This window comes from Pseudomaricurvus sp. ABR4_320 (genome assembly GCF_056159445.1).
Window position 1 is genome coordinate 283,012 of the sequence record NZ_JBSWVF010000001.1, and the last position, 17,428, is coordinate 300,439.

The 17,428-nt window shown below is 46.7% G+C and carries 14 protein-coding genes and 1 pseudogene; 7 read left to right on the forward strand and 8 right to left on the reverse strand.

All coding sequences use genetic code 11. The annotated features are described in order from the left end of the window. Window positions 1-47: 47 nt before the first annotated feature. Window positions 48-797, reverse strand: coding sequence for an SDR family oxidoreductase (locus ACXAFR_RS01180; protein ID WP_475170972.1), 750 nt, complete (start codon window positions 795-797; stop codon window positions 48-50). A gap of 81 nt (window positions 798-878) precedes the next feature. Further along, window positions 879-1,250: a DUF6326 family protein gene (locus ACXAFR_RS01185; RefSeq protein WP_475170974.1), complete on the reverse strand. Its 372-nt coding sequence runs from the start codon at window positions 1,248-1,250 to the stop codon at window positions 879-881. Window positions 1,251-1,316: 66 nt separating this feature from the next. Between ACXAFR_RS01185 and ACXAFR_RS01190 the strand changes: the two are divergent. Next, window positions 1,317-2,521 (forward strand): annotated as a pseudogene (locus ACXAFR_RS01190) (IS256 family transposase). Window positions 2,522-3,069: 548 nt separating this feature from the next. Further along, window positions 3,070-3,798, forward strand: coding sequence for a FadR/GntR family transcriptional regulator (locus ACXAFR_RS01195; RefSeq protein WP_475170976.1), 729 nt, complete (start codon window positions 3,070-3,072; stop codon window positions 3,796-3,798). A gap of 36 nt (window positions 3,799-3,834) precedes the next feature. On the opposite strand, the gene ACXAFR_RS01200 is transcribed toward ACXAFR_RS01195, so the two are convergent. From ACXAFR_RS01200 to ACXAFR_RS01210, 3 genes are all read right to left on the reverse strand, one after another. Further along, entirely contained in the window at window positions 3,835-5,631 is a 1,797-nt protein-coding gene (locus tag ACXAFR_RS01200) for an IlvD/Edd family dehydratase (protein ID WP_475170978.1), read from the reverse strand. A 61-nt stretch (window positions 5,632-5,692) separates the two neighbouring features. After that, on the reverse strand, window positions 5,693-7,258 hold the full coding sequence (locus ACXAFR_RS01205; protein WP_475170980.1) for a sodium/sugar symporter: 1,566 nt from the start codon (window positions 7,256-7,258) through the stop codon (window positions 5,693-5,695). Between the two features lie 21 nt (window positions 7,259-7,279). Beyond that, a complete protein-coding gene (locus ACXAFR_RS01210; protein WP_475170982.1) occupies window positions 7,280-8,224 on the reverse strand; it encodes an SMP-30/gluconolactonase/LRE family protein in 945 nt (314 codons plus the stop codon). 324 nt (window positions 8,225-8,548) lie between these two features. On the opposite strand from ACXAFR_RS01210, the gene ACXAFR_RS01215 reads away from it, so the two are divergent. From ACXAFR_RS01215 to ACXAFR_RS01225, 3 genes are read left to right on the forward strand one after another with little or no spacing between them, the layout of a single operon-like run. After that, entirely contained in the window at window positions 8,549-9,424 is an 876-nt protein-coding gene (locus ACXAFR_RS01215; RefSeq protein WP_475170985.1) for a 2-dehydro-3-deoxygalactonokinase, read from the forward strand. Beyond that, the gene (locus ACXAFR_RS01220; RefSeq protein ID WP_475170987.1) at window positions 9,421-10,074 is read left to right on the forward strand and encodes a 2-dehydro-3-deoxy-6-phosphogalactonate aldolase; all 654 of its coding nucleotides are present in this window, start codon (window positions 9,421-9,423) and stop codon (window positions 10,072-10,074) included. The genes ACXAFR_RS01215 and ACXAFR_RS01220 overlap by 4 nt, the downstream gene beginning before the upstream one ends. A 2-nt stretch (window positions 10,075-10,076) precedes the next feature. After that, window positions 10,077-11,018, forward strand: coding sequence for a Gfo/Idh/MocA family protein (locus ACXAFR_RS01225; RefSeq protein WP_475170990.1), 942 nt, complete (start codon window positions 10,077-10,079; stop codon window positions 11,016-11,018). Window positions 11,019-11,044: 26 nt separating this feature from the next. Here ACXAFR_RS01225 and ACXAFR_RS01230 read toward each other — a convergent pair whose 3' ends face one another. Then, entirely contained in the window at window positions 11,045-11,227 is a 183-nt protein-coding gene (locus tag ACXAFR_RS01230; RefSeq protein ID WP_475170992.1) for a hypothetical protein, read from the reverse strand. A gap of 220 nt (window positions 11,228-11,447) precedes the next feature. On the opposite strand from ACXAFR_RS01230, the gene ACXAFR_RS01235 reads away from it, so the two are divergent. After that, window positions 11,448-12,800, forward strand: a complete 1,353-nt coding sequence (locus ACXAFR_RS01235) for a rhamnogalacturonan acetylesterase (protein ID WP_475170996.1) — start codon at window positions 11,448-11,450, stop codon at window positions 12,798-12,800. Window positions 12,801-12,980: 180 nt separating this feature from the next. Continuing rightward, entirely contained in the window at window positions 12,981-15,887 is a 2,907-nt protein-coding gene (locus ACXAFR_RS01240; protein ID WP_475171000.1) for a TonB-dependent receptor, read from the forward strand. Between the two features lie 242 nt (window positions 15,888-16,129). Here the strand turns inward: ACXAFR_RS01240 and ACXAFR_RS01245 are convergent, their stop codons facing one another. Both ACXAFR_RS01245 and ACXAFR_RS01250 read right to left on the reverse strand, forming a co-directional pair. After that, complete coding sequence (locus ACXAFR_RS01245; RefSeq protein ID WP_475171873.1) at window positions 16,130-16,339, reverse strand: transposase; 210 nt, start codon at window positions 16,337-16,339, stop codon at window positions 16,130-16,132. Between the two features lie 533 nt (window positions 16,340-16,872). Continuing rightward, entirely contained in the window at window positions 16,873-17,367 is a 495-nt protein-coding gene (locus ACXAFR_RS01250) for a GNAT family N-acetyltransferase (protein WP_475171002.1), read from the reverse strand. Window positions 17,368-17,428 lie beyond the last annotated feature (61 nt).

The window sequence follows — 17,428 nt, forward strand, 5'->3', positions numbered from 1 at the left end:
AGAATCAAGCATTGAACCCAATGTGAAATGGACAGTTTTATTAATTACTACAGCCCACCTGCCGGATCAATAAAACTACCCGTTACAAAAGACGATTTGTCAGACGCTAGCCAAATGATCGCTTCCGCCACCTCGACAGGCCTGCCACCGCGCTGCAAAGGGATCTTATTTTTTAGGCGATCCACTCGTTCTGGTTCACCACCTGAGGCATGCATCTCTGTGTAGATCAAACCAGGTCGAACGCAATTAACTCGAATGCCCTCCGTTGCGACTTCCAAAGCGAGCCCTCGCGTTAGAGTATCGATTGCACCCTTCGACGCAGCATAATCCACATACTCGTTTGGGGATCCACTCTTCGATGCGCCCGACGAGACATTTACGATAACACCGCCCGGGCCACCGTAGCGAGTCGACATTCGCTTGACCGCTTCCTTACTGCAATAGAAACAACTCATAAGGTTGACTTGAATCACCTTCGAAAATCGCTCTACAGATATCTCATCGAGACGACATTGTTGCATCAGTATCCCTGCGTTATTGACTAAGAGCGACACACTACCTAATTCCCGGTCAACGGTTTCAAATAATCGTAAAACCTCACTCGCGTCGGATACATCTGCCTTTACCAGTATGCACATTGCTCCAAGAGAACGAACCTCATCTCGAATTTTGTGGGCTGAAGAATCGTCGTTTAAATAGTTGATACAGATTGAATAGCCATTCTCTGCAAGCAGCTTGCAGGTTTCCGCTCCAATTCCTCGAGAACCACCGGTTACTATCGCGATTTTATTTTTCATCTTAGATCTTCAATAATCCAACGTTGTACCACAGCGAATAAGGCCATAAGCGTATTCAGCGCCTATGACGCAAATTCGCACCTATAAGAGCTTTTCGTCTTTCCAGGTTATGGCCAAATATATAATAGCTATTGCTGTGCTGATTTCGATTACACTGAAAAACATATAGTGTAGCGTGCCACCCATTGAGACGGTCCAAGCTTGGATCGAGCCTGAAATGAACGCTGCTAGGACATTAGCATACTTGTTCACGCGAAAGACCAATATCCTAGACAGCACAATCATGGCCATTGGAATTTCCATGACGAATGAAAAGTAGAGAAGGAATTCTTCGGTGATTTGAAATCCACCCGCATCACCAGTAATAAGTTGATTCAGTGTATCTGCAAGGTGCAACGAGAAGACGTCGCAATAGATATAGTTCACTGTTAAGAATATCCACAACACGGACAATAGATTTTTTGGTAGTGTTCAGAATTCTGTGTCATTTCTTTATAATGAGACCAAAAGAGATGACTTATGACCAAACCTACTTTCGATATGGAAGCTGCCTTAAATGCCCTGCGTGAAGGCAAAGACCTCACCGGCAAAGACGGCATCCTTACGCCCCTGATCAAACAGCTCACGGAAGCCGCGATGAAGGCTGAGCTGAATGACCACTTGTCCAACGAAGAACTACCCAATCGCAAAAATGGTACTTCTTCCAAGACCATGAAAAGCCCTACGGGCAGCTTTGAACTGGACACACCAAGAGATCGCTCTGGGACCTTTGAGCCCCAGCTGGTCAAAAGCACCAGACACACCTGACGGATGAACTGGAACGTAAAATTCTGGCGTTATTCGCCTTGGGCAACAGCTATCAGGACATCCGTGGCCACATCGCTGATCTCTACGGTATTGAGCTTTCTAATGGTACCATCAACGCCGTTACCGACAAGCTGGTTCCAGAATTACAGGCGTGGCGAGAACGGGATCTTGAGCCGATTTATCCGATCGTCTGGTTGGACGCCATCCATTATAAAATCAAAGAGAACGGCCGCTATGTGAGCAAGGCCATTTACACCCTTCTCGGTCTCAACATCGACGGTAAGAAAGAGCTTTTGGGCCTGTATTTATCGGATCAGGAAGGCGCTCACCATTGGCTGGCTGTCTTGACCGATCTGAATAATCGGGGCGTAAAAGACATCCTGATCGCCTGTGTCGATGGTTTGAAGGGGTTTCCGGAAGCCATCGAAAGTATCTATCCGAATACCGAGATTCAGCACTGTATCATTCACCAGATACGCAACTCCATGAAGTATGTCGCCTCGAAAAATCAGAAAGCGTTTATGAGTGATTTAAAATGCGTTTACAAGGCGGCAACGCTCAATGCGGCAGAAATCGCTCTTGATGATCTGGAAGCCAAGTGGGGCGACAAATATCCGATGGTGATTCAATCCTGGCGCAGTAAGTGGCCGACACTCTCGGCTTACTTTAAGTATCCGGACTACGTGCAGAAAGCGATCTACACCACCAATGCGGTTGAAGCGGTTCACCGCCAGTTTCGCAAGCTCACGAAAACCAAGGGCGGCTTCCCCAATGAAAACAGCTTACTGAAGCTGCTATACGCCGGTATACTCAAAGTCACTGAGCGATGGACACATCCGATTCAGAATTGGAACCTGACGCTGTCGCAGCTTACAATCCACTTCCCGGATCGACTGGAGAAATACATCAGCTTGTGATGCTAGTGGCTGACACAGAGTTTTGAACACCCTCGATTTTTTCGATCTCCAACGTGTTCAAACATAGTCGCTTCCCTTCTTACTGAAATTTCAAACGGTTAACTTTCCGATGTTTACATCTTTTGCACCACACTGCCAGAGCTGGCGATCATAGCACAATGACACTAGTGCCCACCTGGTAGGCAAAGTGAATAGTTTATTATGAGGTATAGTGGCGCCCTCTATAACGGAGATATTGATGGAGAGTGGTCGTTTATTCCGCAACCTATTGAATGAGCAAAAATCCTTTAGAAAGCGGCTGTGAAGATAATGAATTTCGCAGTTTCTTAAGAATTCCCTATCGCAGAGGAGAATGCTATAAATACCCTTTGTTATCGCACTTCTTCAGTGTCTTTTCTGACGTATTTTCGCCACTAATTCAATGAGAAACAGACACTATTGTGCGATAATTGGTAAGTCTAAGTTGCGGCTAAATCAAGGAAGTATGTAGAATTTTCCAGTTGATACGCGTGCCCTTCCATATTTCATTAGGTTTACACGAGGTTTCGGTGCCCCAGACAAAAGCAGCGCCTAAAAAGGTTGAGCATTCTCACTTAAAAGTGGCTAAAAAATTAGGCACGGACATTGTGACCGGAAAAAGAGCACCAGGGACTCTTCTGCCAGGAGAAATTGAGCTCTCTGAAGAATGGGGAGTATCGCGCAGCGTCATTCGAGAAGCGTTGCGAAAGCTGTCCGCCAAGGGACTGATCGAAAGCAAGCGTAAAGCCGGTACACGAGTTCAAAAGCGAGACTTTTGGAGCATCTTAGACCCGGAATTGCTCGGCTGGATGTTTGATAGTGTTCCAAGTCCAGAATTCGTACAAAACCTATTCGAGCTTAGAATGATCATAGAACCCGCTGCGGCGGAAATCGCTGCTCGAAAACGTACAGCTCAGCAATTGTCCACCATGGGACATGCCATCGAAGTTATGGCCGATAAAACGTTAAACACGACCGCCGGACAAGAGGCTGATCAACAATTTCATGCGACGATTTTGGACGCTAGCGACAACCTACTGCTGATCAACTTGTCAGCGACAATTGGAGCCGCTGTTCGATGGACGACCTTTTTTAAAGCCCGCAGCCCTAATAAAATGCGGGATCCAATTCAAGAGCATCGCGATCTGTACCGAGCGATCGCCGACGGTAACGCCCATGGCGCGCGCGAGGCGGCGATTGCATTGATACAGCTTGCCGAAAAAGATACCCAAACCGTTTTGAATGCGTCGCCCAATTGAACATCTGGCGCCCCACGATTCAATGACGAACGACGCCTAGTGACTGTCCCGGGGAAGTCCTTTTGATTGAGCAATGCGTTGAAATTTCTCCGAACCTTCCAAAATGGCACCCCGATCCAACTGACCCACGAGCGAGCGTTGTATCTCTTGCCAAGGCGTCTGACTGGGAGGATAAAGATAACCTCCCGAAGACGTGAGATTTTGTAAGCGTTGTGCGAGCTCATTTTCTGCGACAAGCATATTGGCGGTACGCTTTCTAAGATCGATCCGTACCTTATCGCCCGACTGCAACACCGCCAGTCCGCCCAAAGCAGCCGCTTCCGGAGACGCATTTAGAATCGAAGGGCTACCACTGGTACCGGATTGGCGGCCATCGCCAATACACGGCAATGAACGCACGCCGTCAGCCAGTAGGTATACCGGTGGCCTCATATTGACCACTTCTGCGGCTCCCGGATATCCAATCGGCCCTGCCCCTCGAATAAATAGCAACGTATTGGCTGTGATTCCTAACGCCGGATCATCGATGCGATGATGGTAATCTTCTGGGCCATCAAACACTAGGGCGACGCCTTCAAAGGCGTCTGGGTCAGATGGATTACTTAAATACCGTGTACGGAACTCTTCGGAAATGACACTTGTTTTCATAATCGCTGCATCGAAGAGATTTCCAGACAGAACTATAAAACCTGCATCCTGTTTAAGCGGTTGATTGAATGGGCGAATAACGTTGGGATCTTCAATTTCCGTGGCGCCACAATTCTCTCCGATGGTCCTGCCATTCGCAGTAACAGCGTCAACCTCAATGAGCTGGTGCTTCATTAATTCGTTAATGACCGCAGGCACGCCACCGGCGCGGTAGTAGTCTTCGCCCAAATACTCACCAGCAGGCTGTAAATTAACCAATAAAGGAACGCTGTGCCCATAGGTTTCCCAATCGGTTATTGGCAGATCGACACCAATATGACGGGCGATTGCGGCAAGGTGAATGGGGGCGTTTGTTGAGCCGCCAATTGCGGAGTTTACTCTGATTGCATTGATGAAAGCCTGCCTGGTTAAAATATCAGACGGCTTTAGGTCTTCAAAAACCATTTCAACAACGCGCTTGCCCGTTAAATACGCCACCTCCTGCCTGTCGCGATAGGGAGCCGGTATCGCGGCGGATCCGGGCAACGACATACCCAGAGCTTCGGCTAACGAATTCATCGTGGTCGCTGTCCCCATCGTATTGCAGTAGCCCGTGGATGGCGCTGAAGAAGCCACTAACTTGATGAATCCCTTGTAGTCGATTTCGCCCGCGGCAAGCATCTCGCGCGCCTTCCAAATGATCGTGCCGGAGCCTGTAGGTTCCCCCTGATAATAGCCGTTTAGCATAGGTCCAACCGACAGCGCGATGGCCGGAATATTCACGGTTGCTGCTGCCATGAGCGCGGCCGGCGTTGTTTTATCACAACCGATCGTCAGCACCACGGCATCAAGCGGGTAACCGTAAAGCGCTTCAACAAGGCCTAAATAAGCGAGGTTTCGATCTAAGCCTGCTGTAGGTCTTTTTCCCGTTTCTTGAATCGGATGCACCGGAAATTCAATCGCAATCCCCCCGGCCTCGCGAATACCCTCTCGAACACGTTCAGCCAAAACAATATGGTGTCGATTGCACGGGCTGAGGTCGCTACCGGTTTGCGCAATGCCGATAATGGGCTTACCATTCTGGAGTTCCTCAAGCGATAAGCCAAAGTTCATATAACGCTCAATATAAAGCGCCGTCATGTCGGCATTTTCTGGATTATCGAACCACGCTTGGCTGCGAAGGTGGAACTCATTGGTTTTTTCCATAAGAGTTAACCCCTAATCCCGTTGATCTCGATAAATACTTCAGTTAATTCCACGAATTTTCTCACCACCAGGTTATATAAAGCGCGGCCAAAATAATGACAATGACGACCGCGGCGAGATTGAAGCTCGAACTGGTTGATATATCGACATCAGCGTAGGAAATCGCATTAGGGTGGGATTCAATCTTTTGCATATAAGAAACGAGGATACCAACAGCGATACACGCCAGAAACACAAGCCCTACCCTGTCAAGGAATGGAAGCTCAGGCCAAAATACTTTAAAGCCAATCGATAACACCGCAGAGCCAATCGCAGCTGCGAGCCCCGCGTTAGCGGTGGTTCGCTTCCAGAAAATTCCCATCAAAAACAATGCAACGACACCCGGTGTAAATAAGCCGGTAAATTCTTGAATATATTGAAATGCTTGATCAAATTGACCAAGAAGAGGCTTCGCCACGATAAGCGCAATGAGTAAGGAAAAGAAACTGGTAAAACGTCCGACGCGAACTAAATGCGTTTGAGACTTTTCCTTATCGCCCCACTGCCGATACAAGTCTATTGTGAAAATCGTAGAAATTGAGTTCATCATTGATGCGAGAGATGACACGACGGCCGCGATCAGAGCTGCGAATACGAGGCCCATGATTCCCGAGGGCAGTAAACGCATAATAGTGGGATACACCTTATCTGGTGTTTCTAAATTTGGCGCGAGCACCACCGCTGCGACACCAGGAAGTACGATGATCAATGGCATAAGCATCTTGAGAAAGGCTGCAAACACTATCCCTTTTTGGGCTTCGCGTGCACTTTTTGCCGCCAATGCTCTTTGGATGATGTATTGGTTAAAACCCCAGTAGGACAGATTCATTATCCACATGCCCCCAAAAAGAACAGAAACTCCGGGAAGCAATGCGTAGTGCGGACTGTCCTTCGTAAAAATCAAATCGAATTTTTCTGGCGCCTTTTCCAGCAACAAACGAAAACCTGCAATGACACCTTGCCCATCGGATACGTCATTTAAACTAATATAAGCAATTAAAACGCCACCGAGTACGAGGAGCACAACTTGAATGATATCTGTCAACGCCACCGCTTTTAAGCCACCGTAAAGTGAATAGGCTGCGGCAAACGCGCCTAACCCTAGCATGCCCCAAACCAAATCAACCCCCGTGACGGTGTTGACGGCCAATGCACCCAGCCAGAGTATGGATGTCAAATTAACGAAGACGTATACGGCGAGCCAGAAACTCGCCATGACCATACGCACGCGATGATCGTAGCGTTCCTCCAGAAATTGAGGCATCGTGTAAATTTTGTGCTTAAGAAAGACCGGCAAAACAAATTTGCCAACCAAAATTAATATCAGTGCTGCCATCCACTCATACGCACCTATGGCAATGCCGAGAACATAGGCAGATCCAGACATACCGATAATTTGCTCTGCTGAAATGTTGGCCGCAATGAGCGAAGCCCCAATTGCCCACCAAGGCAAAGCGCGGCCAGCCAAAAAATAATCGCTGGTATCTTTTTCCTGCCCCTCATCTTCTCGGGAAACCCAAAGCGCCAGACCTAAAAGGACAAAGGCATAAATAGCCACAACGGCATAGTCGAGTGATTGAAAATACATAGTCCAACAATATTGTTATTGTTAAAAAGCAACTAAAGGAAGTGACTGCCCAGGGACGTCGACTTCAAATGAAAATATGTCACCAGCAAGAGGTTGTGCGTCAAGTTGATGCGGGCTGAGATCGGTGCGCGCCGTTGTTACAAATGCTGTTCGCAGTTCCGGACCGCCTAATGCCACTTTCGTCACATTTGCCACGGGCAAGTCCACTTGTCTGAGCAGCTTCCCAGTGGGGTCGTATTGGCGCGCACAGAAACCGCCCCACACGCCCAACCAAAGGTTGCCTAAGGAGTCTACGATGACACCATCGGGACTCCCCTCTTCTGGATCTAAGCGAATGAATTCTTTGCAAGAGGTGTACGTCAGTCCGCTTGCGCCGATCTGAATGGCCATAACGATCCCTTCTTTCGAGTCCACGTGATAGAGCGTCTTGCCATCAGGTGAGATACCAGGGCCATTGGTAACAGCTACTTTGGGAATGGCTGTCCTGAGCAACCGTCTCTCATGCCATAAATACACACTCCCCGAATTTACCTTGCAGGCGTCGTCCATGGTCCCAAACCATACCCTTCCATCCGGCGAGATGGTGGCATCGTTCAAGCGATTCTTCGGAAGCGCAGCCTCTACGGGCGTAATAAGGGTGAATTGATCAAGTTCAGGCTGGAAGTGATACAAGCCACCTTGAACGCCCGCTAAAAATCCACCGCGCGCCGCAGGCAACACCCAGCCAATTTGAGCGGGGGCAACCCAATACTGTGATTGACCTGAAATCGGATCCAACGTGTACACACGGGATTTCTTAATATCAACGAACCAAAGGTGCTGGTCTCGGGGATCCCAAACAGGCCCTTCTCCAAGTATCGCTTGGCCATGCCAAATCACTGCAGGTTCATTTTCATTATTGGGGTCTACTGAAGAGGCAAACTTGTCAGCAGAGCCAATGCCAGTGGCAACCTCGATCTCCGTCAATTCAACACCTCATATTTGGCCATTATTTTGTCTGACATATTATTTTTATGAGAGTGACATGTTGTAGAATCAATATCAAGAGGAAAGCGCTATCCGCAGAGCAATTAAGTAGACGGATCACCAAGACGCTCAGTCTATAGCAACATGAATCGCATTGATCAGCTTATATATTAGTACGCCTTGATAGGTATTTCGGAAAGAAAAAATAACCAGCATGGGCGCCATTGGATTTCATCGACCAATATATCGCAGACACTTGACTCTCTTATCGGCCTTATATAATGTCTGACATATTATAACCACTTAAATTTTCCTGCCGCCGCCATGCAAACATTTATCGCCGTAGACTGGGGAACGACTAACCGCCGAGTGTATCTCGTTCAGCAAGACGGGATCGTTCTCGACATTATTGAGGATAATCGCGGCGTTTTATCGATGAAACAAGACGAATACGCTACGGATGTTGAATCTTGGCAGCGTCGATGGGACACAGAACAGGTCATTATTGCCGGCATGGCTGGGTCTACCCGGGGTTGGATCGAGGCGCCCTACGTAAGCTGTCCAGCGAACATAGAGAACCTGGTATCGAATTTATCGAGACCGCACGGTGAGCAGATCGCCATAGTGCCAGGCGTATCGCTGGCAGCGAACGCTCGTTTTGATGTGATGCGTGGTGAAGAAGTACAGATACTCGGAGCGATTCATACGCAGCTTGCACCCAGTTCCGCCGTTTTTTGTCAGCCCGGAACACACAATAAATGGATCTCAACGACAGATGGATTTATCACGGACTTTACCACCGTGATGACCGGGGAGCTATTTGCCCTGCTTCGGAATAACGGAATACTTTCCGGCATGCTGGAGGGACCAATCTCCAATAGCGATGCGTTCCAGTCTGGCGTTCTCAAGGGGTTCAGTGGACCATGCCTAGGCGCAGCACTTTTCGAAATTCGCGCCTCCGTGTTACTGCAGGGACTGGCCGCGAAAGATGCCGCAGCCTACGCCAGTGGACTGCTCATTGGTAGCGATATCGTATCAGCAAAATCAGCACTCGCTAAAACGATCTACCTGATTGGCTCAGGTGGTTTGAGCGGCTTATATGAAGCCGCAATTTCATTCCTCGGAGGTACCGTAAAAACCATCGATGGTCAGCAGGCTTTCATCGCTGGAGCTAAATCTATCTGGGAACACACACAATGACTGATCCCGTTCAACAATATTCAAACGCCATAAGTACTTGTCCACTCGTGGCGATACTCAGAGGCATTACCCCAACTGAAATTTTGCCAGTGGGCGAAGTACTCGTTGCGGCCGGATTTACGATCATAGAAGTACCGCTAAATTCGCCGTCTGCCTATGAGAGTATCTCGCTATTATCCAGTACCTTTGGTGACCAGACGTTAGTCGGTGCAGGAACGGTATTATCTGAAAAAGACGTTGAATCTGTTGCGAGTTCAGGTGGAAGGATTATCGTATCGCCAAACTGCAACCTGAACGTGATCAATGCCACAGTTAAACATGGCCTCGTATCCCTTCCCGGATATTACACAATGTCAGAGGCCTTTGCCGCCTTAGACGCCGGAGTGCATGGCCTGAAACTGTTTCCGGCAGACGGCATCTCACCAGTAATGTTAAAGGCACATCGAGCAGTATTGCCACATTCTGTACCTGTCTTCGCCGTTGGTGGTATTTCGAATGAAAATATGGGCGAGTGGTTACAAGCCGGTGCCAATGGGTTTGGTATCGGATCAAGCCTCTATAAACCAGGAAAAAAACTACAAGACATCGCATCCGATGCCAAGATGATTCTCGATGCGTTTGCAGCATCAAAGAAAGCAGAGAAAAAATAGCCGTGTCAAAAACCATAAGAATGGCAATTGTTGGCTTGGGAAAAATCGCAAAAGATCAACATATACCGGCTATTGCGGCTTCTCCAAGTTTTGAGCTTGCCGCAACGGTAAGCCGGGGAAACACGACGTTAGCTGATATTCCACATTTTCACAGCATGGAAGAACTCTTTAATAGCAAAATTGAGGTAGACGCCGTTGCCTTGTGTATGCCACCACAGGCTCGTCGCAAATTTGCGCATTTAGCCATCGCTCAAGGCCTTCATGTTTTTATGGAAAAGCCGCCAGCAACAACGCTTAGCGAGGTTGAAATATTAAAGGATCACGCATCAGCAAACGGTGTTAGTTTGTTAGCGAGTTGGCACTCTCGGTATGCCGCGGGAGTAAACAATGCCAAGTCTTGGCTGACGAAAAAAACGATAGAATCGGTCAAAATAACATGGCGTGAAGATGTGAGAATTTGGCATCCCGGTCAAAAATGGATTTGGCAGCCCGGAGGGTTCGGCGTCTTTGATCCCGGTATAAATGCGCTTTCTATTGCAACCTGGATTTTGCCTAACCCTTTCTACGTAAAAACCGCGGAGCTTTTTGTTCCGGAAAATTGCTTTGCTCCGATTGCAGCCAAGGTCCATTTTTTGGATGTAAACGACAACCCAGTTAAGCTCGATTTGGACTTCCGGCAAGAGGGACCCCAAACATGGGACATCCAAGTAACCACCAGCGAAGACAATCTACTGCTATCCCATGGTGGTGAAAATCTATCCATATCGGGGCAAAGACAAGATCCCGATACTGACGAGAATATCGGTGAATATCCCTCGCTCTATCGCCATTTTGCGCATCTTATTGGCCTTGGAATATCTGATGTTGATGTATCCCCATTGAGAGTCGTCGCGGATGTATTTCTTAACGGAAAAATTACGATGGTCGAGCCATTTTATGAATAATAAAAAATAGTATTTAGAATTCGGTTTTACGCCTCAATCTTATTGGCTGAGCGATACACCACCATTTTCATCAATATAACCAAAACGGATGTTGAGCCTGCCCTTGCACCACTGGCAGAGACCACCTTAGCGTGAAAATAGGTTGCCTCCACACTCAAGCTGGCGACGGATGCCATTAAATTAATGGCCTCACGGCAAGCTGTATCCATTGTTGTTGCTCTTATTCTACGTTGATATTTTTGGTTTTAAGTTAGCGATTTAGGTTCGAGCTAAACAGAAATCGATCTCTTTTTAGAAATACCAAGCGAAATTCAATCACAAATACCAAAAGCTACGCCACGCTATGATTGTATATGACTCATAAACATCGACCATTACGAATTATTGGCTATTATCCAGCTTAAAAATAACAAAAGGGACTTGTCAGACGTGAACACCAAACTCTCTTTCCCGTCTTTAATCACTGCCCTACTTTCAGCCATGACCATTTGGGGATTTAACGCCAGCAACCCTAAAAATACATATAATTCTTTGAACTTATCCCCAACCGTTAGACTGGACTTTAACGAACCGCAAGTGTTCCTTTTTGACAAGACATCGAATCATATCAATGAACATTCTGTTGCAGACAATAAAACATATACCGACAGCCTTGGCTATGGCTTTGATTTGCAGACACAAATAAATTCCCAGAGCAAACCCTTCTTTTTTTCTGCCCATGTTCCAGAAGGAAATTATCGAGTGACAGTAGAGCTAGGCCATCGTTCACTTGCCTCCTCGAATACCCTGCGCGCTGAGACCCGCCGCCTTTATGTAAAAAACGTATCAACAAAAGCCGGCGAAATTGTGAAGCGCAGTTTTATTGTGAATGTGCGCAACAACAAATTGACGCCCCCAGAGTTGAACGTACCTGGATTTGATCAAGTAAAACTGAAAGAAAAAGAACAGCATCGCTTGCACTGGGACAATAAGCTCACACTGGAATTTAATGGCGATGCGCCGCAGGTACGGTCAGTAAAGCTGCAACGTGCAGATGTCCCCACCATCTATTTAATTGGCGATTCGACCGTAACCGATCAGGCCGGTGAACCGGCCGCAAGTTGGGGGCAAATGCTACCCTACTTCTTTAGCAGCGATTTTTACAAGGGCGACGTAGCCATTGCAAACCACGCCGAATCTGGCGAAACCATGAAATCTTTTATCATGGCGGGACGGCTGGCCAAAGTGTTACAGCGCATGAAAGCAGGTGACTACTTATTTATTCAATTTGGTCACAATGATCAAAAAATACAATGGCCGCAAACTTACGTTGAAGCGACAACCACCTATAAAGATTACTTGCGCACATTCATTGGCGAAGCGCTCTTGCGCGGTGCGACCCCAGTACTCATCACGTCTATGCAGCGCAGAACCTTTAATGAAACTGGAAAAATCGTAAACAGTCATGGCTTATACCCACAAGCAGTACGTGACGTTGCCGCAGAAAATAATGTCACGTTGATCGACTTAGACGCGATGAGCGTAAAATTTTACGAAGCATTAGGCCCTAGCAAAGCGCCGCTCGCTTTTAACGATAACGGTAAAGACGCCACCCATCATAATAACTATGGCGCCTATGAGTTTGCGCGCTGTGTAATGGAATCCATTCGCCAATCTTCACTTCCGCTGGCGGCTCAAATTACGCAGCTTCCCCCGTTTAATCCTGCTCATCCAGACCCGCCAGAAAACTTCAGTTTGATACCGAGCCCACTTATTTCAACGCAGCGCCCTGACGGAAACTGATACTTAAAAACTCATTTTCCATCACAAAAAAAGTAACATTTGAACCATAATGTCCATTAAGTATTTTAAATGATTGCTATTGATTGTTGTTATAAAACATTTATGTTAGCTTTTTTAACATCGAAAGCCATGCTTGCGCCCTACATCTTCAAACGCTAATTCTAAAAAATGGAGAAGTAAATGAAACACACCAGTTTTCAAGCAAAGCCATTTGCCGCCACCATCATCGCCTTGACCCTTGCCGCTACCACTAACGCACAAACCTCCCCCAAGGAAGAAATCGAAGAGATCACCGTTACCGGTTTTCGAGGATCCCTTAATAAAGCCTTAAATCAAAAACGTGAGAGCGCAGCAGCTGTAGACAGTATCGTTTCAGAGGATATTGGTAAATTTCCAGATTCTAACTTAGCTGAATCCATGCAACGTATCCCCGGCGTTGCCTTGTCGCGCGGCGACGGTGGAGAGGGTAAGAATATTTCAGTACGCGGTTTAGGCGCCTCGTTCACTCGCGTACGCATCAATGGTATGGAGGGCACCTCACAAACAGGTTCATCAGACATTTATGGGGCAGGTAATGGCGGTCGTAGTTTTGACTTTAACGTATTTCCTTCAGAAATCTTTTCTGAATTAACGGTACGTAAAACGCCAAGCGCTGATGTTGAAGAAGGTTCATTGGGTGCAACGGTAGATCTGCGCGCACCGAAACCTCTATCGTATCAAGACGACTTCACAATGACTGGTACTATGCGCGGTGTGTATAACGAAATCAGTGAGTCAACTGACCCTCGTTTTTCTGGCCTAATCTCTAAAAAATTCGCTGACGGAACATTTGGCGTCCTGGCATCCGGTTCTTACTCTGATCGTAATATTCGTGAAGTGGGCTATTCCGCTGTAAATATTCTGCCGGGATATGTAAATGGCGGATTTTGCTCACCTGCTGGCTATTCCGGCACTCAAGCTCCAGAAAACAACCCAGATAAAGGTGCAGATGCGGCCAATTGCAGCACGGGCAATCCACGCACGGGTAGTATTGAAGCATACGAACTAATGGCAAACACTACCGGTATCTCCGGTGAATTTGGTGGTGGTGTCTTCATGCCACGTATTCCTCGCTATCTCAATTCCGAACAAGATGCTAAACGTACTGGCGGCACCTTGACTTTTGAATGGGAGCCAAGCGAAGACACTAATATTTCGTTAGATACCCTTTACTCACAATATGACGTAATTCGTCTCGACAACTATATTGATGCTCTTTCATTTGCGCGTAACGCCAATGATAACGGCCAGCCTATGGTGTCAGTAAGAGATCTGGAAATTGATGAAAATGGCTCCCTGGCTTACGGTGTATTTGACGGTGTTGATTTGCGCGCGGAAAGCTTGAAAGACCATTTCACCACAACATTTTTGCAATACAATTTGAATTTCACACATTATTTCACCGATGATTTTGAGATGAACATGTTGATTGGACGCTCAAAGTCCGAATATCGTCAACACGAGCGCTTGACCGTAAATGTTGATGCGATCGATACCGATAACTTTGTAATCGATTTCCGCAATGGCGATAGCATACCGACTATGAGCTATGGTATTGACCTTACTGACCCCAGTAATTTTAATTACGCTGCTCGTCAAGAAGATGGAACCGTACTTGGTAATTGGAATACCGCAAATATGACCCGCACGACTGTAAATACAACCGCCGAAGCAAATTTCGGCTGGCAAATCAACGACGAATACACGTTAAAATTTGGCGTACAACACCGAGTTAGCGATTACCAAGTTGATTCATTAATTGTTTCTCCCGACTACACCGCTACACAGAATCTACCTGATGGAATTAGCGTCTCTGACTTCTCTCGTATTGTAAATGGTGTAAATGACGAACTAGGCTCCAATACCATGGGCGACTTCCTGGGGGTTGACCACGATAGATGGAAAGAAGCGGTGGGCTTTAATGATTTTGAGTGGTGCGGCGCTGAGTGTGGAGCACAATCACCTGAAGTTAAAGAGACTGTTCAAAGCGCTTATTTGATGGTGGAATTTGACTATTCAGAACTCCCCTTCCCAGTACGGGGTGATATTGGTGTTCGTTACATTGAAACCGATCAACGTAGTTTAGGTTTCGTTCCTACTGCTGCTCCAGCCGGGTCTCAGTATCCAACTGTGGCGAATCCAGTTGTCGTAGAACGAAAATACGACGACCTTCTTCCGTCAGCAAATATTGTGGTTGAAATTCGACCCGACTTGCTCGCCCGCTTTGCGTTTGCTGAGGTGATGTCCCGTCCCGAATTGGGCACACTTATCCCAAGTGGATCGATGAACCCCACCACTCGTGTAGCTTCCGTAGGTAACCCCTATTTAGAGCCAATTCGCGCGAAATCTTATGACGCTGGATTAGAGTGGTACTTTGACGAAGGCGCATTGGCATCAGTTGCCTATTTCAAAAAAGATATTGACACCTACATTCAATCTATTTCGAGCCTGGTACCCTACTCTACGTTGGGATTACCAGACACCTTGTTAGAAGGGAGCTCTGCAACACCGAGCGATTTATTTACCGCTACCCGTTCCACCAATACACCTGGCGGACCACTGACAGGCTATGAATTGAATTTACAACTACCATTCACATTCCTGCCTTCTTTCTGGCAGGATTTTGGCATACTGGCTAACTACACCTACGTAACTTCAGACATCGACTATGTTTTGCAAAGTGCTAACGGCGTACCCACGTTAACCACCACCAATGACCTGGTTGGCTTGTCGAAAGATACTGCAAGTGGAACCATCTACTACGAAAACCAGTTATTCAGCTTCCGTACCACGGGTAGCTATCGTTCAGGCTATTTGCGTGCAATTCCATCCGGAGGTAACGACAGCGACGTATTGGGTAGCAAATCAACGTTTTTTGTGGATGCCTCTGCCGCTTATAATTTGACCGAGAATGTAAAGTTGATGTTGGAAGCACAAAATCTTACCGATGAACGCAACACGCTGTACATCGATAGCGTTCGCGAAGACACCTTGTTCGAAACTCGTATGGGTCGCACATTTAGTTTTGTTATAACGGCAAATTTCTAAAGTGGAGGACCTCTATAAAGGCAAATTAGATGAGGCCATTTAACACTTTAATTGGCTCTTAATTTTTCCATTCGATTGTTCAAATGTTCTACAGTTTGTTGCCATCTATTTGTCGCATATTCGGTTTTCGTCGCTGCACGGACCAAGCCAATGCTGCGAAGGATCAGTCTGCCCTGTTCATTCTCGATAGCTTTAAACACATATTCAACACGCGCTCGGGTCCGAGATTTCCTCGTGTTAATCTATTGCTGCTTATCAGTGAATGGTTTAATGCGTACGCTTTTCTTGTGGACTTGACTGGTGTAACCCAACTTCGATAACTGCCCTTCCCTCTCGCCACTGAAGTAAGCACTGTCCTCCCAGACACTCGTTGAGCTGTTTTCTGTCAGCAGATCTATAAACACTTGACTGTCGTGTACACTCGCTAGTGTGACGTCGTAGTCCCGAATCAGTTTTCAGGCATTGTCGATATCAAGGTGATTTTTATAGCCGTAATGGACCTCTTTATTCTTCTTGGCCCAGCGGGCATCAACATCGTTCTATCGCGCCTGGTTGGCGTCGTCGTTGAAGCGCTAGGGGACCTTTCCGTCTTTGATGGCCTGATTGTCTTCGCAACGGTTGCGTTGTTTGGGTGCCGCCACAAAGCCCTGAAGGTGCAGTTGCGCGCTAAAATCGGTAGTGTTCAGAATTTTGTGTCATTTCTTTGTGACGAGACCAAAAAAAATAACATATGACTAAGCCCACGAATCCAAGAGCAGCTACGTCGATAAAAATAGAATACTGAAGCTACCCTACGCCGGACTACTCAAAGTCAATAAGCGATGAATGTATTCGATTCAGATCAGAATTGGAAGCTGACGCTGTAGCAGCTCACGATCAACTTCCCGGTACAGTTGGAGAACTACATCAGCCAATGATGTTACTGGCTGGCACAGAGCTTTAAACACCCTCCTAACACCCATAGGATACTTATTGGCGATTCTTGTTAACCTTCGACACTAAATCTAAAAAAATGCATCTCAACACCTTCATCAATTTCAAACTCGTGCCTATAAGACCCACTCGTTATTTTACCTATAACACTTTTCCAAAACAGCAAACCTCTTTCATTTTCCTTCATTACCCGTACTATCCAATTGCCTGGATAGCATTCAAGTGATTTTCTGAAGGCTTTGCTTCCAATTCCTTCACGGTGAAATCTCTTAAGAACAAAGAACTGTTCAATGTCAAACACACATTCTTCCGAAGGATAATTTCGGATCAATACAAAACCAGCGATTTCACCTCCAGCCGTTATAAAATAAGGATAGTGATTCACTTCTCTCCAGTATTTATCGATTAGATTACAATTTTTAATGTAACTTCCATCATCTTGAAGTTTGCTTTTCGTAATGTCTGAAAATTCATACATATAAAAATTGAACAAAGAAACCAATACGGGCTTCTCGCTCTCTTGAACGAGCCTTAAAACTATATCCATTTTAACCTATGAGCTGTTAACCCCCAGAAAAAAGCAATTATATACAAAGGGAGGATTTCCA

Coding starts and splice junctions, on each gene's coding strand:
- ACXAFR_RS01250 (WP_475171002.1), bottom strand. CDS start 17,367: ATGGATATAGTTTTAAGGCTCGTTCAAGAGAGCGAGAAGCCCGTATTG.
- ACXAFR_RS01180 (WP_475170972.1), bottom strand. CDS start 797: ATGAAAAATAAAATCGCGATAGTAACCGGTGGTTCTCGAGGAATTGGA.
- ACXAFR_RS01205 (WP_475170980.1), bottom strand. CDS start 7,258: ATGTATTTTCAATCACTCGACTATGCCGTTGTGGCTATTTATGCCTTT.
- ACXAFR_RS01240 (WP_475171000.1), top strand. CDS start 12,981: ATGAAACACACCAGTTTTCAAGCAAAGCCATTTGCCGCCACCATCATC.
- ACXAFR_RS01230 (WP_475170992.1), bottom strand. CDS start 11,227: ATGGATACAGCTTGCCGTGAGGCCATTAATTTAATGGCATCCGTCGCC.
- ACXAFR_RS01215 (WP_475170985.1), top strand. CDS start 8,549: ATGCAAACATTTATCGCCGTAGACTGGGGAACGACTAACCGCCGAGTG.
- ACXAFR_RS01220 (WP_475170987.1), top strand. CDS start 9,421: ATGACTGATCCCGTTCAACAATATTCAAACGCCATAAGTACTTGTCCA.
- ACXAFR_RS01200 (WP_475170978.1), bottom strand. CDS start 5,631: ATGGAAAAAACCAATGAGTTCCACCTTCGCAGCCAAGCGTGGTTCGAT.